Raw genomic sequence first — 20,758 nt, 5'->3', positions numbered from 1 at the left:
AGTTTCAAAACGGCGGCCTCCCGCCTGCGCTCCTCTTTCGCGCGCGCCAACCGATCTGGCATGTCTGTGGCGTATTTTGAAGCGCTGGTATTTTCCGCTCGAGTCATCGACCTCGCCCCTTGGGAATTCGACCGAACCGCTACGCCGATGTAAGGCATTGGTTCAGCAGGGGAAATTTAGCGGCGAGCGGATGCGGCCGGCACCTCCCAAAAATGGGGGGCCGGGATCAGCCCCGGCCCCGAACCAATCGGAAAAGCGGCCTGCGCCTCAGGCGAGGAATCCGGCGTAAAAGCCCACGAGCAGCACGACGCCGATGAATCCGCGATAGGCGACGAAGGGCCATGCCGAGAAGCGCTCCAGAATGCGGAGCAGGCCCCAGATCGCGACAAAGGCCGAGATCGACGCGACGAAAAGGCCAAGCGTCAGCACCGACCAGCCGTGGAAGTCGAGATGCGCCTTGTGAAGCTCCCAGAGCTCCTTGAGGCCCGCGAGCGCGATGGCCGGCAGGCCGAGCAAGAAGGAAAAGCGCGCCGCCTCCTCGCGCTTGAGGTCGAGGAACAGCGCCGCGGTGAGCGTCGAGCCGGAGCGGGAGACGCCCGGGATCAGCGCGCCGACCTGCGCGAAGCCGACGATCATCGCGTCCTTGAGGCTCACATGGTCGAGCGTGCGCTTGTGGTTGCAGTAGAGCTCCGCGATCGCGAGCAGCGCCGCCATGACGATGCAGGAAATGCCGATGACCGGCAGGGAGCGCAGCGGCGAACCGCAGGTGTTCAGCGTATGCGAGAGGAGAATGCCCGCAACGCCGATCGGCACGGTCGCAAAGCCGATCCACATCACGAAGCGGAAGGTCCAGTCGTTGAAGTCCCGCCGCCGGATCGCCTGTATGGAGCCGACCGCGAGGGTGCGGATGTCGCTCCAGAAATAGCTGACGACCGCCGCGAGCGCGGCGAGCTGCATGGCGGCCGAAAACGCCGAGCCCGGGTCCTTCCAGCCGAGCAGCGCCGGGACGATGCGCATATGCGCGGTCGAGGAAATCGGCAGGAGCTCGGTGATGCCCTGCACGACGCCGAGCGCCGCCACTTTCATATAGCCGAGGTCGACGAAACCGGTGTCGAGACCATTGGTGCAAGCCGTCGCCATCTGTTCTCCCGTCGGAAACTTGTTGCGCGCAATGGTTGCGCGCGGCGCGCTATGGAATTTTCACCATTTGCGCAATTTGGTTAACGGAGCGCAAAGAATGGCGCGAGGAACCGCGCGATCACCTGAACAGCGCCAGCGCCTTGATCGCCGTCATCGACACGCCCCAGGCGAGCGGAATTCCCACTGCCGCCCAGGCGAAGATCAGCAACGCCGAGAACCCGCCCGCCGCGCCCTTCTGCGGCGACGTCGGCGCGGCCGCGGCGATCGCCTCAGGCTCCAGCGCCTCCTCCACGAAATCCTCGAAATCCGCGTGGATGTCGTCGTCCTGCTCGCGCACCTGCGCGACGGTGATCTTCTTCTCCGCCGCCACTTCCTCATCGGTCATGTAATATTTCTCCGCGACCGGGCGGACGAGGAGATTGCAGGCGAGACCGACGAGCAGCAGGCCCGCGAGCACATACATGGTCTGGTTATAAGCGGCGCCGCGCGGCGCGCCCGTCGCGAGCTGAAATTCGCGGATGTAATTGACCAGCACCGGCCCAAGCACGCCCGCCGTCGACCAGGCGGTCAGCAGGCGCCCATGGATCGCGCCAACATGATGCGTGCCGAACACATCCGCGAGATAGGCGGGAATCGTCGAGAAACCGCCGCCATACATGGTGATGATGACCGCGAAGAGCAGCACGAAAAGGGCGACGGCGCCGCCCTTCGCCGCGAAGGGAACGGCGGCGTAGAGCAGGAAGCCGACGATGAAGAAGATCGCATAGGCGCCCTTGCGCCCGAGGACATCGGAGGCCGAAGCCCAGCCGATGCGCCCGCCGATGTTGCAAAGGCTCAGGAGCCCGGTGAAGCCGGCCGCAATGGCGGCGATCTGCTTCTTCTGGTCAGCGTTCAGTTCGTCGAAACCGACGTCGAGGCCGATGAGACGGCCGCCGAAGACTTCCTGAAGCATTGGAGACGCCATGCCGAGCACGCCGATGCCGGCCGAGACATTGAGGCAGAGCACGCCCCACAGGAGCCAGAACTGCGGAGTCTTCCAGGCCGTGTCGAGATGCACATGGCGATGCGTCACCATGGCGTTGGCGGCGGGCGACGGCGGCGTCCAGCCTTCCGGTGTCCAGCCGTCGGGCGGCACGCGATAGCCGAGAGCGCCGGCGACCATGAAGATGAAATAAACGCCGGCCAGCGCCACGAAGGTCTGCCAGACGCCGGGAGAGACCGGCGTCGCGAAAAAACCCATCAGTTTGTCGGCGAGCGGCGCGCCGATCATGGCGCCGCCGCCAAAGCCCATGATGGCGAGTCCCGTCGCGAGGCCGCGCCGGTCGGGAAACCATTTGATGAGCGTCGAGACGGGCGAGATGTAGCCAAGCCCGAGTCCGACCCCGCCGATGACGCCGGATCCGAGCCACAGCATCCAGATCTGATGCAGGTGGACGCCGAGCGCGGAGATCAGCAACCCGCCGCACCAGCAGAAGGCGGCCGCAAGACCCGCCTTGCGCGGCCCCGCCGTCTCCAGCCAGTGGCCGAAGATGGCGGCCGATGAGCCGAGCAGCACGAAAAACAGCGTGAAGGTCCAGCCCAGCCAGCTGATTTTCCAGTCGCAATCCGTCGCGACGATGGTCGAGAAGTAGCCGAGGTCAGCGGGGCATTCCTTCGGCGCGGCGCCGCCGACGACGCGGGACAGCGGCAACCAGAAGACGCTGAATCCATAGGCCATGCCGATGCACAGATGGATCGCCAGCGCGGCCGGGGGCACGAGCCAGCGATTGAAGGTCGGCGAGGCGATGGTCCGTTCGCGGCTCAGAAAATGCGGTTGCTGCGAAACGGCCATATCCATCCTCTCAACCCCTTTCCGGCGCATGCGATATCCACGCCGAGGCTACGCTCGGTTCGATTACAGGAACGCCTTGATCATCTGCTGATAGCTTGCAGTGGCCCAGTGATCAATGAATTGGCGACATTCTGGCTGGAGCGCGGCCGACAGCCATCATATTCGGCGCCATATCCTGTCGGAGTCGACCTGCCTGTCGATCGCCGCCAGCGTGAGATGACGGCAGGCGCCGCGCCGGAGGCGCGCGCGAGGGTTGCGCTCCCCGGCCGCGCGATCACGCGCGGCCGACTGTTTCGGGCCGGTTTCGGGATCATGCGGCTCCGGCCCGGAACATGTCTTGCGGGAGCGACCTTTTGGGAACGCCGCGTCAGACGACGCTGCGCTCGATGATCTGCGCCAGGTCCGTCATGATCACGTTGAGGTCGTAATTCTTCGGCGTATAGACCGCCGCGACCCCCGATTCGAGGAGAAGCTTCTCATCGTCCGGCGGAATGATGCCGCCGACGACGAGCGGCGCCGCGACGCCCTCCTCCTTCATCAGCCGCATGACTTCATGCGCGAGCGTCACATGCGAGCCGGAGAGGATGGAGAGGCCGATGCAATGGACGCCCTCCTTCTTCGCGGTTTCGACGAGTTCGGCCGGCGTCGAGCGGATGCCGGCGTAGATGACGTCGAAGCCCGCGTCGCGCGCGCGCACGGCGATCTGCTCGGCGCCGTTGGAGTGGCCGTCGAGGCCCGGCTTGCCGACGAGGAACTTGGCGCGCTTGCCGATCTTCTGAGACACGCGCTCGACTTCGCCGCGCACCTTGTCGAGCTGGCCGCCGACCTGGCGCGCCGTGGAGGACACGCCCGTCGGCGCGCGGTATTCCCCGAAAACCCCGCGAAGCACACTGCCCCACTCGCCCGTCGTAACGCCGGCTTTCGCCGCCGCGATGGAGGGCTCGACCATGTTGCGGCCTTCCTTGGCGGCGCGGGCGAGCTCCTCGATCGCGGCCTGCGCGGCCTTGTTGTCGCGGCTTTCGCGCCAAGCCTTCAGGCGGGCGATCTGGTCGGCCTCGACGCCCTCCGGCACGACCATGATGGCGTCGCTGCCCGAGGCGAGCGGCGAGGGCTCGGTCGAGGTGAATTTGTTGACGCCGACGACGGTCAGTTCGCCGGCCTCGATCGCCTCGAGGCGTGCGGTGTTGGACTCGACGAGCTTCGACTTCATGTAGCCGATCTCGACCGCGGCGGCGGCGCCGCCGAGTTCGTCGATCTTCCTCAGCTCGGCCATCGCCTCGGCCTTCAGCTCCTCGACCTTGCGGGCGATCTCCGGATTGCCGTCGAAAATGTCGCCATATTCGAGGAGATCCGTCTCATAGGCCATGATCTGCTGCATGCGCAGCGACCATTGCTGATCGAAGGGACGCGGCAGGCCCAGCGCCTCGTTCCAGGCGGGCAGCTGCACGGCGCGGGCGCGGGCGTTCTTGGATAGGACCACCGCGAGCATCTCGATAAGAATACGGTAGACGTTGTTCTCGGGCTGCTGCTCTGTGAGGCCCAGCGAATTGACCTGCACGCCATAGCGGAAGCGGCGCAGCTTCTCGTCCTTCACGCCGTAGCGGTCGCGGGTGATCTCGTCCCACAGCTCGACGAAGGCGCGCATCTTGCACAGCTCGGTGACGAAGCGCATACCCGCGTTGACGAAGAAGGAGATGCGGCCGACAACCTGCGCGAACTCCTCGTCCGACAACCCCGCAGCCTTCACGCCGTCGAGAATGGCCACCGCCGTCGCCAGCGCATAGGCCAGCTCCTGCGACGGCGTCGCGCCCGCTTCCTGCAGGTGGTAGGAGCAGACGTTCATCGGATTGAATTTCGGGCATTCCTTCGTGGTGAAGAGAATGAGGTCCTGCGTGAGCCGCAGCGACTGCGCGGGCGGAAAGACGTAGGAGCCGCGCGAGAGATATTCCTTGATGATGTCGTTCTGGGTCGTGCCCTGCAGCTTCGAGCGCGGCGCGCCCTGCTCTTCCGCGGTCGCGATATAGAGCGCCATCAGCCACACGGCGGTGGCGTTGATGGTCATGGAGGTGTTCATCTCGCCGAGCGGAATGCCCTCGAAAAGAGTGCGCATGTCGCCCAGATGCGAGACCGGAACGCCAACCTTGCCGACCTCGCCGCGCGACAGGATGTGGTCGCTGTCGTAGCCGGCCTGGGTGGGCAGGTCGAAGGCGATGGAGAGGCCCGTCTGTCCCTTCGCGAGGTTGGAGCGGTAAAGACGGTTCGAAGCCGCCGCCGTCGAGTGACCGGCGTAGGTTCGAAACATCCAGGGCTTGTCGCGGCGCGGGGCGGTCTTCTCGATCATCGGGCGTGTCCTCCGCCGTGTGCGATAGCACAGACCGCTGTTTTGACAAGATACGGCGTGGTCGCGCGGCGAGGCTCGGCCCTCAAGCGAAACCATCGTGAAAACCTGCCCACACATCGGAATTTTAGGGCTATTCGGGGCGTCGCGGGCCTATTATAAGCTCGCCCGGGATTTTGTCGCGCCGCAACTCAACGGGGGAGGAGCCTGACCTTGAGCGAGAAAAAAGACCTCTACGAACTGGGCGAGATTCCGCCGCTCGGCCATGTTCCCAAGAACATGTACGCCTGGGCGATCCGCAAGGAGCGCCATGGGCCGCCGGACAAGGCGATGCAGCTGGAGGTCGTGCCGACGTGGGAACTCGACAGCCACGACGTGCTGGTTCTCGTGATGGCGGCGGGCGTCAACTACAATGGCGTCTGGGCCTCGCTCGGCGAGCCGATCTCTCCGCTCGACGGCCACAAGCACCCCTATCATATCTGCGGCTCCGACGCCTCGGGCATAGTCTGGGCCGTCGGCTCCAAGGTGAAGCGCTGGAAGGTCGGCGACGAAGTCATCATCCACTGCAACCAGGATGACGGCGACGACGAGGAGTGCAACGGCGGCGACCCGATGTTCTCTACCTCTCAGCGCATTTGGGGATATGAAACGCCGGATGGCTCCTTCGCCCAGTTCTGCCGCGCGCAGGACCGCCAGCTCATGGAGCGCCCCAAGCATCTCAGCTGGGAAGAGGCTGCCTGCTATACGCTGACGCTCGCCACCGCCTACCGCATGCTATTCGGCCATGCGCCGCATCAGCTCAAGCCCGGCGACAATGTGCTGGTCTGGGGCGCCTCGGGCGGCCTCGGCGTCTTCGCCGTGCAGCTCTGCGCGGCTTCCGGCGCCAACGCCATCGGCGTCATCTCCGACGAGTCGAAGCGCGAATACGTCATGTCGCTCGGCGCGAAGGGCGTGATCAATCGCAAGGACTTCAAGTGCTGGGGCCAGCTCCCCAAGGTCAATTCGCCCGAATTCAACGAATGGACCAAGGAAGCGCGCAAATTCGGCAAGGCGATCTGGGACATCACTGGCAAGAAGGATGTCGACATCGTCTTCGAGCATCCGGGCGAGGCGACTTTCCCGGTGTCCTGCCTCGTCGCCAAGCGTGGCGGCATGGTGGTGTTCTGCGCCGGCACCTCCGGCTTCAATATCACCTTCGACGCCCGATATGTGTGGATGCGCCAGAAGCGCATTCAGGGCTCGCATTTCGCGCATCTGAAGCAGGCGTCGGCCGCCAACCGCTTCGTGCTCGATCGCCGCGTCGACCCCTGCATGTCGGAAGTCTTCTCCTGGGAGAAGATCCCGGAAGCGCACATGAAGATGTGGCGCAACGAACATGCGCCGGGCAACATGGCCGTGCTCGTCATGTCGCCGGAGCCGGGACTGCACACCGTCGAGGACGTGGTCGAGGCCTATAACAAGAAGAAGTAACGGCCAACGTCCTTTCGCTCATTTTGCGGCGCGTCGGGAAACCGGCGCGCCGTCTTGCTTGACGGGCGCCAAGGCGCGATGCACACTCGAGCCAAAGATCATACCCGACGACCGGGCGAGGCCACGCGCGCGGACGGCAAGGGCAAGGATGCGGCGATGCTCGAAGCGCGCAATTTGACGAAACGTTACGACGGCGCCGCGTCTGCGGCGCTCGACGGGCTGAATTTGGCCATCCCCGCCGGCGAGGTCTTCTGTCTGCTCGGCCCCAACGGCGCCGGCAAGACGACGACCGTCAATCTCTTCCTCGGTTTTCTCGAGCCCACGGAAGGGCAAGCGCTGGTTTGCGGGATCGACGCAGCGAAAGACCCGCTCGGCGCGCGGGCGAAACTCGCCTACATTCCCGAGACCGTGATGCTCTACGGCGCGCTGACCGGCGTCGAGAATCTGCAATATTTCACGGAGATTTCCGGCGCGCCGACGCCGCCGTCCGACCTCCTTCCGCTGCTCGCCGCCGCAGGTCTCCCCCGGGAAGCGGCGGAGCGCCCGGTGCGCGGCTACTCCAAGGGCATGCGCCAGAAGGTCGGCGTCGCCATCGCGCTCGCTCGCCGCGCGCAGGCGCTGGCGCTGGACGAACCCACCTCCGGCCTCGACCCGCTCGCAGCCAATGAATTCGCCGCGCTGGTGGAGCGGCTGCGCAGGGAAGGCATGGCGGTGCTGATGGTCACCCACGACCTCTTCCTCGCCAAGCAGTGCGGCACGAAGATCGGCATCATGGCGCAGGGAAAGCTCGCCAGCGTCTTCGGCGCCGACGACGTCGATCATCTCGGGCTCGAACGCGCCTATCTCGATCTCTTCCGGACGGGAGTCGCGGCGTGAGCGACCTCGCCTGTGCGCCGCTCCCGGCGGCGGCGCGACGCATGAATCACTGGGGCGTGATCCGCGCCGTGGCGTCCAAGGAGTGGAAAGAGCTTTCGCGCGACCGCCGGCTCGTCTGGCTCTGCGCCTTCGTCGTCGTGCTGATGCTCGCCGCGCTCGCCTTCGGCGCCGCCGAGAACGAGCGCCTCACGCGCGAGCGCGCGAACGCCGCCGCCGCCGACAGGATGCTCTGGACGAGCCAGGGCGCGAAGGACCCGCACGCCGCGGCGCATTTCGGCCAATACGCCTTCAAGCCGACAAGCCCGCTGGCGCTCGCCGATCCCGGCGTCGACGCCTATGCGGGCTCGGCCGTCTGGCTCGAAGCGCACAAGCAGAACGAGGCGCAGTTTCGCGCGGCGCGCGACCTCGGGGTCGGCGCCAGACTCGGCGGCCTGTCGCTCGCCTTCATCCTGCAGATCGTCGCGCCGCTGGTCGTGATCCTCATGGGCTTCGCGAGCCTCTCCGGCGAGCGGGAGAGCGGAACGCTGAAACAGCTCCTCGGCGTCGGCGCGCGCCCGCGCGACATTCTGGCGGGCAAGGCGCTCACGCTCGTTGGCGCGAGTTTCGCGCTGCTCGTCCCAGCGCTGGCCGGCGCGGCTGCGGCGCTGGCGCTGCTGACGGACGCGCGGCTGTCGCTCGCAGACCAGTTTCTGCGGCTCGGCGCGCTCGGTTTCGGCTATGCGGTCTATCTCGCGGGCTTCGCCCTGCTGACGCTCGGCGTCTCCGCGTTGTCGAAAAGCTCCCGCGCCGCGCTCGTCACGCTTCTCGCCTTCTGGCTCGTCAATTCCTTCATCGCCCCGCGCGTCGCGACGGATATTGCGCGCAGCCTCGCGCCGACCCCGACGGCGCAGGAGTTTCGCGCCGCGATCGCGAAGGACAAGGCGAAGACCTTCGGGCATGACGAGAGCCATCCCGCTTTCGCGGCTTTCCGCGACGAGACGCTCAGAAAATACGGCGTCGCCCGCATCGAGGATCTGCCGGTGAATTTCCGGGGCCTTTCGCTGCGCAAGGACGATGAAAACGGCTACCGGATCTTCGACCGCCACTATGGCGCGCTGCAGGCCGCCTTCGACCGTCAGGACGCCTTGCGCGCCGCGCCAGGCTTCCTTTTTCCGCTGCTGGCGCTGCGGCCCTTCTCGATGGCCTTCGCGGGCTCCGACAGCTGGAGCCAGTTCGACTTCGCGACCGCCGCGGAGGCGCATCGCCGCGAAATCCAGAACGAGGTGAGCGACAATCTCATCCATTTCGGCCGGTATGGCGATTCGACCTATGTGGCCGGGCCGGATCTCTGGAAACGCATCGGCTCCTTCGCCTATCGCGCGCCGGGAGCGGATTTCGCGCTCGCCAACAGCGGGGGCGCCGTCGCCGGGCTCGCCGGCTGGCTCGCCCTCACCGCCCTGTTCGCGCTTTTCGCCGCGGGCCGGCTGCGCCCCCTATGAGCGCCTTTCTCGCGGGTCTGCGCTTCGAGGCGGTGATGCTGCGGCGCGAGGCCGCCGTTTGGATGGCGTTGACCGCGCTCGTCGCCGCCGCCCTCTTCGCGCTCTGGAATGGCGCGGCGCGCGTCGAGACGCAAAGAAACCTCGTCGCCAGCGCGCGCGCCGATGAGGCGCAACGCATCGAGGGACTGCGAAGAACCCTCGCCGAGCTCGAAAAGGGCGAGTCCCACGGCGAGCCGCCGCCCTACCGCAACCCGCGCAACGCGGCCTTCATGGGCGGCGGGCCGGCCGCGACGGTCGCCGCTCTATCGCCGGCGCCGCTGGCGCTCGTCGCCGTCGGGCAGAGCGACCTGTTCCCGCCCGCGATCAGGGTGACGACCGGCTCGAAGGACAATTTCCTTTTCGCCGACGAGATCGACAATCCCGCCAATCTCATGAGCGGCGCAACCGATCTCGCCTTCGTGATCGTGATTATCTATCCGCTCGTCATCCTCGCCCTGACCTTCAACCTGCTCGCGGGCGAGCGCGAAGCGGGTTCGCTCGCCATGACGCTCGCTTCCGCCAGACGGCCCGGCGCGGCGCTCGGCGGAAAGCTCGCCGCCCGCGTTCTGGCGCCGATCGTCGCGATCCTGCTGGCGACAGTGGCCGGCGCCGGATTTTTCGCCGGCCGGGAGGCGCTCGCCGCGGCGGGCTTCGCGCAACTCGTCGCCGTCATTTTTGTCTATGGCCTGTTCTGGGCGGCGCTCGCGGCGGCGGTCGACGGCCTCGGGAAAAGCTCGGCGTTCAACGCGCTGACGGTGATCGGCGCCTGGGTGGCGCTCACCATGCTGACCCCCGCCGCGATCAACAGCCTCGCCGGCTACGCCCATCCGGCGCCCTCGCGCGTCGACATGGTGCTCGCCGCCCGCGCCGCGACGACCGACGCCGACAGGGAGCGCGACGCGGCGCTCGCCCGCTACATGGACGAGCATGGCGCCGACGCCGGCATGAAACGCGGCGCGGCGCAGGAGCGCACGCTGCGCCGCCTCGCGACGCAGGAGGCGGCCTTTCAGCGCGTCGAGGGCGTGATCGCCGAACATGACGCGCAACTCGAAAGGCAGCGCGCGCTGGCCGACCGTCTCGCCTTCCTCTCTCCGCCGCTGCTGGCCTGGCGCGCGATGACCGACATCGCGGGAACGGGCGAGGCGCGCTACCGGGATTTCCTCGCCCGCATCCACGCCTTCCATCTGGATTGGCGCGACTTCTTCCTCTCCCGCGCCCGCGCGGGCGCGCCATTGACGGCGCAGGATTACGCCGCGCTGCCGCGCTTTCCGCAGGCCACGCAGACCGGCGGGGCGGACATCGCGGCGCCGCTCCTCGGCCTCGCGCTCCCCGCCCTCGTCCTCGCCGCCTTCGCCTGGCGGGGCTTTCGCCGCTGCGCCCCGCGATGATGCGGCGCAGGCGTCGCCGGTTGCGTCGCGGAAAAAATGACGGCATGTAGGGCGTCAATTTTTCCAGAGCCCCTTCGGGCCTTCTTCCGGGTAGGAAACATGACTGCAGCCCTCGCGATGAAACTTGACGCCAACACCTGGCTTTCGGACGCCAAAGAAGCGCTGGCCGCCGTCGAGGCGCTTTACAATGAAGGGCTCGCGAGCGTTCGCGCCCGCGTCACGAAGGACGGCAAGCTCTCCAACGAGCTGATCGAGGCCGACCAGCACGCGGCCCACGGCCTCGCCTGGTTCGCGACCTATGTGCAGGGCCTCAAGGAGCTCATCGACTACGCTGAACGCCTCACGGCCGAGGGCGCCTATGGCGAGACCGAGGAGCTTCTGAACCAGATCGGCTACGCCGAGTTGCTGGCGCAGGTCTATGGCGGCATTCCGATGAGCCAGGGCGAGACCGTCCGCCTCACCGACTTCGGCCTCACCGTCCAGCAGATCGCCGCAAAGCGCCCCGCGTCGGTGGATCGCCTCATTCTTTCCGGCAATACGCCTGCGAACCGCGCGCGTCTCGCCGAGCTCATCGACCACCACGCGGCGGCGGAAACCATCGGCGCCTCGGGCCTCGACGAGACGCTGGAGGCCATCCGCAGCGAGATGCGCAAATTCGCCGCCGACCATGTCGTTCCTTACGCGCAGGAATGGCACGCGAAGAACGAATACATCCCGCTCGACGTCATCGCCGGCCTCGCCGAGCTCGGCGTCTTCGGCCTCACCATTCCGGAGCAGTATGGCGGCTCGGGCATGGGCAAGATCGCCATGTGCGTCGTCTCCGAGGAGCTGTCGCGCGCCTATATCGGCGTCGGCTCGCTCGGCACGCGCTCCGAGATCGCGGGCGAACTGATCCTCGTCGGCGGCACGGAGGAGCAGAAAAACAAATATCTGCCGAAGATCGCGAGCGGCGAGATCCTGCCGACCGCCGTCTTCACCGAGCCGAACAACGGTTCCGATCTCGCGGGCCTGCGCACCCGCGCCGTTCGCGAGGGCGACGTCTACAAGGTCACCGGCAACAAGACCTGGATCACCCATCCGGTCCGCGCCGACATCATGACCCTGCTGACGCGCACCAATCCGAACGAGAAGGGCTACAAGGGCCTTTCCATGTTCATCGCCGAGAAGCCGCGCGGCACGGACGAGAATCCCTTCCCGGCCAAGGGCATGACCGGCGGCGAGATCGAGGTGCTCGGCTATCGCGGCATGAAGGAGTTCGAGATCGGCTTCGACAATTTCGAAGTCCCGGCGGCCAATCTCCTCGGCGGCGAAGAGGGCAAGGGCTTCAAGCAGCTCATGGAGACTTTCGAGTCCGCCCGCATCCAGACGGCCGCGCGCGCGCTGGGCGTCGCCCAATGCGCCCTGGACCTCGGCCTGAAATACGCCAAGGAGCGCATCCAGTTCGGCAAGCCGCTCTTCGCCTTCCCGCGCGTCTTCAACAAGATCGTGTCGATGGCGGTGGAGATCCATGTCGCTCGCCAGATCACCTATTTCGCCGCGCGCGAGAAGGACGAGGGCAAGCGCTGCGATCTCGAGGCCGGCATGTCCAAGCTGCTCGGCGCCCGCGTCGCCTGGGCGGCGGCGGACAACGCCCTGCAGATCCACGGCGGCAACGGCTTCGCGCTGGAATATCCGGTCTCCCGCGTCCTCTGCGACGCCCGCATCCTCAACATCTTCGAGGGCGCGGCGGAGATTCAGGCGCAGGTCATCGCGCGTCGCCTTCTGGAAGGCTGACGTAGCCTTAGCTGCTCACAGGCTTTCTGATTCTTCGGGCGGTCCGGAACAATTGTCCGGGCCGCCTTCTTATTGTCAGCACGCGTTTGCGGCGCCGCATTTTGCGATGCACAAAATTTCGTCAAGCGATTTAGTATTTATTTTTCAATGCCTTGTGAATCGATCAAACTCCCCGCGACAAATTTACACTGGCGAAAGTTTCGTGGCGCAAAATATGTTGGACTCAGCGCGGTGACGGAGCGGCGCCGTCATTGCTTCGAGCATGCTCGATGGAGGTCATCATGGAAGCGATCAGACAGTGGTTTCAGGATTGGTCGGACGCCTGCGAATATGCGAAGGAATGCGCGCCCGATTTCGCGTCTTTCCCGCGTCCGGTCATCGGCGAGCCTTATACGGCCCTGCTCGCCATCGCCGCCGGCTGCTTCCTCGTCTGGGCCTGGAACGAGCGGCGGATCAGGGGCTCGAGAGCCTCTGCCACGCAGTCTCCGGCGGCCGCCAATGTCGGCGCAGACAAGCTCAATGTCGTCCTCGGCCAGATGAAGGGCGAGCCGTCGCCGGCGAAAAAACTGGCGGCGTAAGCCGGTCCGCCTCCGTTTTTCGGTTCGCCGGGCGCCCCGAGCGCCCGGGTTACGTCATTGGCTCGACGATGGCGGCTAATGGTCGCGCTTGCCCTTCCCTCGCTTCGGGTACACATCCTCAGGATATAATTTCAAGCGAGGAAACCATGGGTAGCATTGCCGTTAATAATGGAGCCTGGGTGCTTGTCGGCGACGGCCGGCGCGCGCTGTTTTTCGCCAATCACGGCGACGCGACGCTGCTCGATCTGCGCGTGGTCGAGACACGGATCGACGAGAATCCGGCCACCCGCGAGCAGGGCTCCGACGCGCCGGGACGCGCCTTCGCCTCCCGCGGCGGCGTGCGCAGCGCGCTGGACAACGTCGACTGGCACGAAATCGAGGAGGAGCGTTTCGCGCGCTCAATGGCGGACCGCATCAACAAGGCCGCCGAAAACGGCGAGATGACGGAAATCGTGATCGTCGCGCCGCCGCGCACGCTGGGCGAAATCCGCAAGGACCTGTCGGTCAAGGCCAAATCGAAGGTTGTCGGCGAACTCGACAAGGATCTCACGCACCATCCGCTGCCCGAGATCGAAAAGGCGCTGGCGCGGCGCAGCTGACCGATTCCACCGCAAGGCAGGAGGAAAACCGGCGGACCGGCTTCCTCCTGCGCAGTCGGAGGCTTGCGCCCCCAGCCCTCGCCTCCGACGCTCGCTTGTCACAGCGAGCATGGTCATCTTTGTGCAATTTATTTCATTGATATGTGAGACGTCGCACATCGCGGCCCGTTTCCGCACGAAAGCCGCATTGCCGTCGGAAATGTGATAGAGAAACTTCCGCGGGCCGCTTTCGCGGGATCGCTGCATTTTTACTCGAGCTCATGGCCCACATCGGATGGCCCGACCCATTCTTCTTACGCGCGTCCTTTTCGCCCTTCTGGTCCTGTCCGGACTCGCAGCCTGCTCGAGCCGGCCGAATGGCGTGCTTGTCGCGACGCATCAGAAGCCGCCCGGCGCAAGCCTCGTCGACATGATGGTCATGACGACCCGCGCGCCGGACCGCGAGAACCCCGCCGCCATGTTCTCCGGCGATCGCGCGCCGCAGCCCTCCTTCGCGGACATCATCGTGTCGCTGCCGCCCGACGCCAACCGCAGGGTCGGCGAGGTGCAATGGCCGACGAGCGCCACGCCCGATCCGATGCGCGAATTCACCACGGTCGACGCGCGGGTGCTCAGCAAGGAGGAGGCCCTCGCCGAATTCGACAGGCGCATTCGCCGGACGCCGAAACGGCAGGTGCTCGTCTTCGTGCATGGCTTCAACACGCGCTTCGAGGAGGCGGTCTATCGTTTCGCGCAGATTTCGCACGATTCTGCGGCGGATGTTCTGCCGGTGCTCTTCACCTGGCCCTCGCGCGGCAGGATTCTGGCCTATGGTTACGACCATGAGAGCGCGAGCTACTCGCGCGATTCGCTGGAGCGGCTGCTGCAGGTTCTCGCCGACGACAAGAACGTCGGCGAGATATCGATTCTGGCCCATTCGATGGGCAATTGGGTGACGCTGGAGGCCTTGCGCCAGATGGCCATCCGAGATCGCGGACTGCCGGGCAAGATCCGCAATGTCATGCTTGCGTCACCCGACGTGGACTTCGACGTCTTCCGCCGGCAGATCAACGCGATGGGCGTGAAGCCGTCGCTGTTCACCATTTTCATCTCGCGCGACGACGAAGCGCTGGCCGCCTCGAAATATGTGTGGGGCGGCGAATCGCCACGGCTCGGCGCCATCGACCCCGAGGCCGAGCGCTACCGGAGCGTTCTCGAAAGCGATCGCATTCAGGTCGTCGACCTCACCGGAATATCGTCGGGCGGCGGCGACTCGCTGGGACACACGAAATTCGCCGAGGCGCCGGCCGTCGTTCGCTCGATCGGCGCGCGGCTCGCTTCGGGTCAGGCGCTCAACGATGGGCAGGCGGGCGTCGGAGACCGCCTCGGCATGTTCGCGGCGGGCACCGTATCGACCGTCGGCGCCGCCGCGGGAGCCGCCGTGGCGACGCCCTTCGCGATCGTCGATCCGCGCACGCGCGAAAACCTCGGCGAGCATTATGAGGCCGTGGGCCATCACGCGCGGCACACGATCCATTCGGGCACGGGCGTGGATCCGTGATGATCGCGCCCGTCAAACCGGCCGGGCCGCTGACGGCGGCGGCGATGGCCGCGGCGCCGGTCGTGGCGGCCGCCGCGCTCGGCAATCTGGCGACCATGCCCAATATTCCGGGCTGGTACGAAGGGCTCGCAAAACCCGCGCTGACGCCGCCGAACTGGGTTTTCGGGCCGGCGTGGACCATCCTCTACATTCTGATGGCCTTCGCCTTTTATCGCGTGCTGCGGCTCGATCCCGCGACGCCCGGACGGCGTGCGGCGATCACGATCTTTCTCGCGCAACTGGCGCTCAACGCGTCGTGGTCCTTCGCATTTTTCGCCGCGCATAGCCCGATCGGCGGGCTCATGGTGATCGTGCCGATGGAGGCGCTGATCCTTTATATGATCGCGCAGTTCTGGCGGCTCGACCGCGTCGCGGCTTGCTGTCTCATTCCCTACGCCGCCTGGGTCGCCTTCGCGACCTATCTCAACGCCGGCGTCTGGATGCTCAACCCTTAGAGCAAATTCGGCGAATGCAAACGGAAAACCGCCTACACTTTTCCTGAACGCGCTCTAGAAGGGCGCCGTCTTCGCCGCCGCGACATAGGCGTCGGCGTCCTCGGGAAGCAGCAGCCGCTCCTTGACGAGCCTGTCGGCGACGACGCGCATGGTCGCGACGAAATAGGCGCGCGAGCCATAGCGTTCGACAAGCGAAGGACGCGGGTCGGCGGCCTTTTCCCGTTCCGCCTTCGTTGTCGGAAATGGGAGCGTCGCTCCGGCGACGCAAGGCGGGCCGCCCTTGTCCTTCTGCGCATTGAAACCGGTGAAGGTCGCAATCGGCAGCGCCTGATCCGGCAGGCGCAGGCCGGAAAGTTCATTGCCGTCGGAGTCTATTCTCGGGACGAGCCGCTCGCCTGCGGGCGGCGCCGGGAGGCCGGGGATTTTCGGCCAGACGAGCGCGCCCGCCGTCACGAGATCGGCTGCGCCCGGCGCGCGCGAGGCCGGCGGCTTCGTTCCCCGCGTCCATTCGTCGAGCGCGACGAAAAGCGCGCGCAGCGCCGGCCTGCCCGAGCGCATGTTCGCGGACGCGGCGCAATTGGCGGCCGCGCCCGGGGCGGCGGTTCCGGCAATAAAGAAGCCGCGATGGTTTTGCGGCTCCGGACCGCCCGGCGCCGCGCGCGGCGTCGCGCGCCAATAGGCGTCGGCGCCCCATGTCTCGATGGTTCGCGGCGCCTTTGCGGCTCCCGAGGGAATCGCCTCGACGTCCTGCAGCAACAGGCCGTCGAATAGCGCGCCGGCCTCGACGAGCGCCGCGCCCATCTCGCCTTTCCCATGCGCGAGAATGCGCTTTGCGGCGCTCTTCTCTCGCAGGCGGGGCAGGAGGTCACGCAGCGCCCGCGCGCGAAGGCCGGGCGGGAGGCTGATAAAATCCAGCGCCGCGACTGTCATTCCGCGCGAAACGGCCGTTGGGCGAAGGTCGTCATCTTGCGCAAGTTCAACGAACATGGCGCCGTCCGGGGCCGGCTTCTTTGTGCGCAGCAATTTTCCCGCGAGGGCAAATTCCTTGCCGTCATCCCTGAATACGGTGCGAATGTCGTCGCCTGCGTCCTCGAATTTGAGAAGCTCGGCCCGCGCCGGAATGCACAAAAGAAACATCGACAAAGCAATTGATTTGCGCATCCGAGCAGATTCCGTCGCCCGCGCGCGCCCGGGCTAGGGCAATTTCAATATCACCCGGCAAGCGCGCCCACTCCCTCCGCTTATCCTCTTCCTCCTCGAGGCGCAGTAGAAAAGAAGGGTGTATGCCGGCGACGAACCTCGTCTCCTGATCGAGGTCGATGAACTTCCCCCGCAACCGCGACAAGGGTTCCAGGCGCCCCGACTCCCCCGGATGGCGCTTGCGCCGATGGCGGCGATAAGGCCTGTCGCGGCATGGGGACGTCGAGGTCATAGGAGCCGAAGCCGAAAGCAGCTCAGGGACACTCCTCTGGCTTGGCTCACAACTCAAGGTTCTCGCAGCGACGCCGGGACCGGGAAGGTCGAGATTGGCCAAGCTATCATAATGAAAAAGTAGGATTTATTTAAACCATGAATGCCAAAGCTGAAGCTGTCTCTGCTCTGGCGCGGGAAGGATCGTAATGCGTCGCTCATTTCTCCAAAACAGGCGCGGCGGCGTTGCGATTTTTTTCGGCCTCGCGCTCATGCCTCTGGCCTTGATGGCCGGAGGGGCGGTCGACTTCAGCCAGATCTCGAGGCAGAAATCAGCGCTCAATCAGGCTGCCGACGCGGGGGTGCTTACAGCGCTCAAAGAGGCGCGCGAGCAATTGAAACAAGGCAAGCCGGATTGGCAGAGCTTCGCCGAGAAGCAGGGCGGCAAGGTTTTTACGAATAACGCCAGCAAAATCGGAGGAGTGGCAGGAACGGGCGCGACGATCAACCTCAGCCTGTCCGGCGGCGTGCTCTCGGGAAGCCTCAATTACGCCGCGAATGCGCCGACCCATTTTCTGAGGATTGCGGGCCTGAACACGATCAACCTCAAGGGGTCGGCTTCAGCGACGATGAGCGCGGCGCAATACAGGGACATTCACTTCGTCATCGACGTATCCGCCTCGATGGGCATTGGCGCGACCAAAGCAGATCAGCAGGCGATGCAAAATTCGGTCGGCTGCGCTGTCGCCTGTCATCACGCCGAAGCTGCCGACCCCGCCACAGACAATCTGGCGGCTGTCCGCGCAATTGGCGCCACGCTGCGCATCGACGTCGTGCGAAAGGCGGTCATGGACGCCCTTGCGAAAATCCCCAATGATGGATCGACGCGGGTCGCCATCCACAGCTTCAGCAATAGTCTCAAGACGGTGTTTCCGCTCTCCACCAACATCGCGGGAGCAATCTCGGCGACCCAGTCCATCGACCTGACCAACGAGAACGGGCAGGGGGGAACCAACGTTCATTATTCGCTGAACCAGTTGAACAATCTGCTTGCCAGCGCGGGCAACGGATTGACGGCCAGTCAGCCGCGCGGATTCGTGTTGCTCGCCACCGACGCTGTCGAGGATTCGAGCCTTTTCTTCTACGCCGACGGCGTTGCGCCGCCTTTCGCGAGGCAATGGGTCGAGCCGAACTTCGTCGTTGGGAACCCCTCCTATTTTGCGTGGGGGCTGCATTACGTCCAGGCCCCCGATGCGGCGAACTGCAGCGCCATCAAAGCCAAGGGCTATACGATGATGACCCTGGAGACGGAGTATCTCATTCCCGACGGCGTCTATAATCCAACCTTCGACGCCGTCCGGGGCGATATGGGGCCGGCGATGACCAAAAGCATGACCGATTGCGCATCGGCGCCGGACTACTACTTCCACGCCGAGTCGCCGCAGGAGATCGACAGGGCGGTCCAGACTATGGTTTCGAAGACAGTGAACCTGTCGCTGACGCACTAAGACAGTTTCGCGATGAAATGCGCGAAGGCGAGGGAGCCCTCGGGCCAGGGGCCGCGGCCGCTGTCTGCGTTGATGTGCCCGGCCGCGCCCGCGTCGATGAATTTCGCGCCAATATCGTCGGCGAGACGGCGGGCGAAGAGCGGGTCGGCGTAAGGGTCGTCGCTGCTGCCGACCACCACCGCCGGGAAGGGCAGGCGCGCGCGGGGAACGGGCAGGAAATCCGCGTCGACCGCCGGCAGTTCGCGGATCACCTCCTCGGACGGCGGGGCGACCAGAAAGGCGCCGGCGATCTTGTCGCGCAAATGCTGCGCAGCATGGAGCGCAGCAATCACCCCCAGCGAATGGGCGACGATGACGACGGGCTTCGCGCTTGCGAGAACCTCACGAACGATCGTCTGCGCCCATTCCGAACGCTCGGGCCTGTCCCAGTCGCGCTGGACGACGCGACGCGCCGTGGAAAGCTTCTTCTCCCAGCGGCTTTGCCAATGGTCCGGGCCGGAGTTCGACAGGCCCGGAACGATCAGTATGTCGGCGTCGGCGGCGCGCATCAGGCGGCGGGGGCGAGGAAGGCGCCGGCGAGCGCGTCCGCGATCAGCTTACGGGAATTCGCAAGGCCATAAAGCGCGATGAAGGAGCCGAAGCGCGGCCCCTTCTTCTCGCCGAGCAGCACCTCGTAGAGCATGTTGAAAAAGTCGTTGGAGACGCCCGGCCGCTCGGGCGTCGCGCCCTTGGCGGCGAAATCCTGATAGCGCGGCACGGCGCGGGCGACGTCGTAGAGCGCGGTCTGGATGTCTTCGGCGCTCGCGCCTTCCGGCAGCGCGCCGAGGGTCGCGTCGATCTTCTGCAAAACCTGGCGCTCGACTTCGTCGGCGGCGCGATAGGTCTTCGCCGGCTTCACGAAATCGCGGAAATAGGCGACCGCATAGCCGACGAGCCTGTCGAGCCGCGGGTGGTTTTCGGGGCTGGCGCCCGGCGCATAGCGGCGCAGGAAGCCCCAGAGCACCGCCGGGTCTTCGGCGTTCGCCACGGCCGCGAGATTGAGCAGCATGGAGAAGGAGACGCTCGTCCCCTTGGCCTCGCCGGCGTGAACCAGCGTCTCCGCCTCCGGCGGATTGCCGGCGTGGATGTGCCAGACGGGATTGCCGAGACGATTCTTCCAGTCCTGCCGGGGGTAGGCGTCGAGGAAGGTCAGATAATCGTCCACCGCGCGGGGGATGACGTCGAAATAGAGACGCTTCGCCGCCGTCGGCTTCTGGAACATGAATTGCGCGAGGCTCTCGGGACTGGCGTAGGTCAGCCATTCCTCGATCGTCAGTCCGTTGCCCTTGGACTTGGAGATCTTCTGGCCCTTCTCGTCGAGGAAGAGTTCATAGTTGAAGCCCTCCGGCGCGCGGCCGCCGAGCGCGCGGACGATGGCGCCCGAGAGCTTCACCGAATCGATGAGATCCTTGCCGGCCATTTCATAATCGACGCCGAGCGCATACCAGCGCATCGCCCAATCCGGCTTCCATTGCAGCTTGCAATGGCCGCCGGTGACGGGCGTGGTGAATTTCTCGCCCGTGTCGGGGTCGGTCCAGTCGATCGTGCCGGCCTCGGCGTCATAGCCGTCAAGCGCCACCTGCATGACGATCCCGGTCCCGGGGTGGATGGGCAGGAAGGGCGAATAGGTCGCCGCGCGCTCCTCGCGGAAGCTCGGCAGCATGATCTTCATCACCGCGTCGTAGCGCGCGAGCATGTGCTTCAGCGCCGCGTCGAAACGGCCGCTTTTGTAATATTCCGTCGAGGACGCGAATTCGTAATCGAAGCCGAAGGCGTCGAGAAAGGCGCGCAGCCGGGCGTTGTTGTGAGCGCCGAAACTGTCATGCGTGCCGAAGGGGTCCGGCACCCGGGTCAGCGGCTTGCCGAGATGCGCCGCGACCAGCTCCTTGTTGGGGATGTTGTCGGGCACCTTGCGCAGCCCGTCCATGTCGTCCGAGAAGGCGATGAGCCGCGTCGCGATCTTGCCTTCGGTCAGAACCTCGAAGGCGCGTCGCACCATGCTGGTGCGCGCCACCTCGCCGAATGTGCCGATATGCGGCAGGCCGGAGGGGCCGTAGCCGGTCTCGAAGAGCACGGATTTCTGGCCGCTGGCCTCGATCCTTTTGACGAGCTTTCTCGCCTCCTCGAACGGCCAGGCGGGAGAGACGCGGGCGGCGTCGATGAGTTCGGGCGACAAAAGGAGAGGAGCGGACATGTGCTTGAGGCGCGACCATTCATGTGTTGGGGAAGCGCGGCACAGTAGGTATCGACGCGGAAG

General features: G+C 65.7%; 16 protein-coding genes. 10 read left to right on the top strand and 6 right to left on the bottom strand.

The window, feature by feature from the left end:
* Positions 1-267: 267 nt before the first annotated feature.
* The 3 genes from LG047_RS11095 to LG047_RS11085 form a co-directional block, all read right to left on the bottom strand.
* Complete coding sequence (locus tag LG047_RS11095; protein ID WP_227966716.1) at positions 268-1,140, bottom strand: undecaprenyl-diphosphate phosphatase; 873 nt, start codon at positions 1,138-1,140, stop codon at positions 268-270.
* Positions 1,141-1,258: 118 nt separating this feature from the next.
* A complete protein-coding gene (locus LG047_RS11090) occupies positions 1,259-2,977 on the bottom strand; it encodes an OFA family MFS transporter (protein ID WP_227966714.1) in 1,719 nt (572 codons plus the stop codon).
* 361 nt (positions 2,978-3,338) lie between these two features.
* The gene (locus LG047_RS11085) at positions 3,339-5,312 is read right to left on the bottom strand and encodes a protein meaA (RefSeq protein WP_227966712.1); all 1,974 of its coding nucleotides are present in this window, start codon (positions 5,310-5,312) and stop codon (positions 3,339-3,341) included.
* Positions 5,313-5,522: 210 nt separating this feature from the next.
* On the opposite strand from LG047_RS11085, the gene ccrA reads away from it, so the two are divergent.
* The 9 genes from ccrA (at position 5,523) to LG047_RS11040 (ending at position 15,544) form a co-directional block, all read left to right on the top strand.
* Positions 5,523-6,779: a crotonyl-CoA carboxylase/reductase gene (gene ccrA, locus LG047_RS11080; RefSeq protein ID WP_036284765.1), complete on the top strand. Its 1,257-nt coding sequence runs from the start codon at positions 5,523-5,525 to the stop codon at positions 6,777-6,779.
* A gap of 78 nt (positions 6,780-6,857) precedes the next feature.
* Complete coding sequence (locus LG047_RS11075; protein WP_227966710.1) at positions 6,858-7,655, top strand: ABC transporter ATP-binding protein; 798 nt, start codon at positions 6,858-6,860, stop codon at positions 7,653-7,655.
* Entirely contained in the window at positions 7,652-9,133 is a 1,482-nt protein-coding gene (locus LG047_RS11070; protein ID WP_227966708.1) for a DUF3526 domain-containing protein, read from the top strand. The genes LG047_RS11075 and LG047_RS11070 overlap by 4 nt, the downstream gene beginning before the upstream one ends.
* Positions 9,130-10,560: a DUF3526 domain-containing protein gene (locus tag LG047_RS11065; RefSeq protein ID WP_227966707.1), complete on the top strand. Its 1,431-nt coding sequence runs from the start codon at positions 9,130-9,132 to the stop codon at positions 10,558-10,560. The genes LG047_RS11070 and LG047_RS11065 overlap by 4 nt, the downstream gene beginning before the upstream one ends.
* Before the next feature lie 99 nt (positions 10,561-10,659).
* Entirely contained in the window at positions 10,660-12,333 is a 1,674-nt protein-coding gene (locus tag LG047_RS11060) for an acyl-CoA dehydrogenase family protein (RefSeq protein ID WP_227966706.1), read from the top strand.
* A 281-nt stretch (positions 12,334-12,614) separates the two neighbouring features.
* Positions 12,615-12,911, top strand: a complete 297-nt coding sequence (locus LG047_RS11055; protein WP_227966705.1) for a hypothetical protein — start codon at positions 12,615-12,617, stop codon at positions 12,909-12,911.
* A gap of 146 nt (positions 12,912-13,057) precedes the next feature.
* Positions 13,058-13,510, top strand: a complete 453-nt coding sequence (locus tag LG047_RS11050; RefSeq protein WP_051134280.1) for a host attachment protein — start codon at positions 13,058-13,060, stop codon at positions 13,508-13,510.
* A gap of 274 nt (positions 13,511-13,784) precedes the next feature.
* Positions 13,785-15,050, top strand: a complete 1,266-nt coding sequence (locus LG047_RS11045; RefSeq protein WP_227966704.1) for an alpha/beta hydrolase — start codon at positions 13,785-13,787, stop codon at positions 15,048-15,050.
* Complete coding sequence (locus LG047_RS11040; protein WP_227966703.1) at positions 15,050-15,544, top strand: TspO/MBR family protein; 495 nt, start codon at positions 15,050-15,052, stop codon at positions 15,542-15,544. The genes LG047_RS11045 and LG047_RS11040 overlap by 1 nt, the downstream gene beginning before the upstream one ends.
* 54 nt (positions 15,545-15,598) lie before the next feature.
* Here LG047_RS11040 and LG047_RS11035 read toward each other — a convergent pair whose 3' ends face one another.
* Positions 15,599-16,705 (bottom strand): alpha/beta hydrolase domain-containing protein, encoded by a 1,107-nt coding sequence (locus LG047_RS11035; protein WP_227966701.1) that lies wholly within the window; start codon positions 16,703-16,705, stop codon positions 15,599-15,601.
* Between the two features lie 458 nt (positions 16,706-17,163).
* Here LG047_RS11035 and LG047_RS11030 point away from each other — a divergent pair, with 458 nt between their 5' ends.
* A complete protein-coding gene (locus LG047_RS11030; RefSeq protein WP_227966700.1) occupies positions 17,164-18,462 on the top strand; it encodes a TadE/TadG family type IV pilus assembly protein in 1,299 nt (432 codons plus the stop codon).
* Here the strand turns inward: LG047_RS11030 and LG047_RS11025 are convergent.
* Together LG047_RS11025 and LG047_RS11020 are read right to left on the bottom strand one after the other, a co-directional pair.
* On the bottom strand, positions 18,459-19,010 hold the full coding sequence (locus LG047_RS11025; protein ID WP_036284755.1) for an alpha/beta hydrolase: 552 nt from the start codon (positions 19,008-19,010) through the stop codon (positions 18,459-18,461). The two genes, LG047_RS11030 and LG047_RS11025, sit on opposite strands and share 4 nt — an antisense overlap.
* Positions 19,010-20,695: a lysine--tRNA ligase gene (locus LG047_RS11020; RefSeq protein ID WP_227966696.1), complete on the bottom strand. Its 1,686-nt coding sequence runs from the start codon at positions 20,693-20,695 to the stop codon at positions 19,010-19,012. Before LG047_RS11020 ends, LG047_RS11025 begins: the two co-directional genes overlap by 1 nt.
* Between the last annotated feature and the right edge of the window lie 63 nt (positions 20,696-20,758).

This window comes from Methylocystis sp. WRRC1 (genome assembly GCF_020733155.1).
GTDB lineage: Bacteria > Pseudomonadota > Alphaproteobacteria > Rhizobiales > Beijerinckiaceae > Methylocystis.
The sequence above is the reverse complement of the archived record's forward strand: the minus strand, read 5'-3'. Positions and strand labels throughout refer to the sequence as shown.

What these genes read in the sequence shown, in the direction of transcription:
- LG047_RS11085 (WP_227966712.1), bottom strand. Translation starts at nt 5,312, where the DNA reads ATGATCGAGAAGACCGCCCCGCGCCGCGACAAGCCCTGGATGTTTCGA.
- LG047_RS11045 (WP_227966704.1), top strand. Translation starts at nt 13,785, where the DNA reads ATGGCCCGACCCATTCTTCTTACGCGCGTCCTTTTCGCCCTTCTGGTC.
- LG047_RS11020 (WP_227966696.1), bottom strand. Translation starts at nt 20,695, where the DNA reads ATGTCCGCTCCTCTCCTTTTGTCGCCCGAACTCATCGACGCCGCCCGC.
- LG047_RS11065 (WP_227966707.1), top strand. Translation starts at nt 9,130, where the DNA reads ATGAGCGCCTTTCTCGCGGGTCTGCGCTTCGAGGCGGTGATGCTGCGG.
- LG047_RS11030 (WP_227966700.1), top strand. Translation starts at nt 17,164, where the DNA reads ATGCGTCGCTCATTTCTCCAAAACAGGCGCGGCGGCGTTGCGATTTTT.
- LG047_RS11040 (WP_227966703.1), top strand. Translation starts at nt 15,050, where the DNA reads ATGATCGCGCCCGTCAAACCGGCCGGGCCGCTGACGGCGGCGGCGATG.
- LG047_RS11055 (WP_227966705.1), top strand. Translation starts at nt 12,615, where the DNA reads ATGGAAGCGATCAGACAGTGGTTTCAGGATTGGTCGGACGCCTGCGAA.
- LG047_RS11060 (WP_227966706.1), top strand. Translation starts at nt 10,660, where the DNA reads ATGACTGCAGCCCTCGCGATGAAACTTGACGCCAACACCTGGCTTTCG.
- LG047_RS11095 (WP_227966716.1), bottom strand. Translation starts at nt 1,140, where the DNA reads ATGGCGACGGCTTGCACCAATGGTCTCGACACCGGTTTCGTCGACCTC.
- LG047_RS11075 (WP_227966710.1), top strand. Translation starts at nt 6,858, where the DNA reads ATGCACACTCGAGCCAAAGATCATACCCGACGACCGGGCGAGGCCACG.
- LG047_RS11090 (WP_227966714.1), bottom strand. Translation starts at nt 2,977, where the DNA reads ATGGATATGGCCGTTTCGCAGCAACCGCATTTTCTGAGCCGCGAACGG.
- LG047_RS11050 (WP_051134280.1), top strand. Translation starts at nt 13,058, where the DNA reads ATGGGTAGCATTGCCGTTAATAATGGAGCCTGGGTGCTTGTCGGCGAC.
- LG047_RS11025 (WP_036284755.1), bottom strand. Translation starts at nt 19,010, where the DNA reads ATGCGCGCCGCCGACGCCGACATACTGATCGTTCCGGGCCTGTCGAAC.
- LG047_RS11035 (WP_227966701.1), bottom strand. Translation starts at nt 16,705, where the DNA reads ATGCGCAAATCAATTGCTTTGTCGATGTTTCTTTTGTGCATTCCGGCG.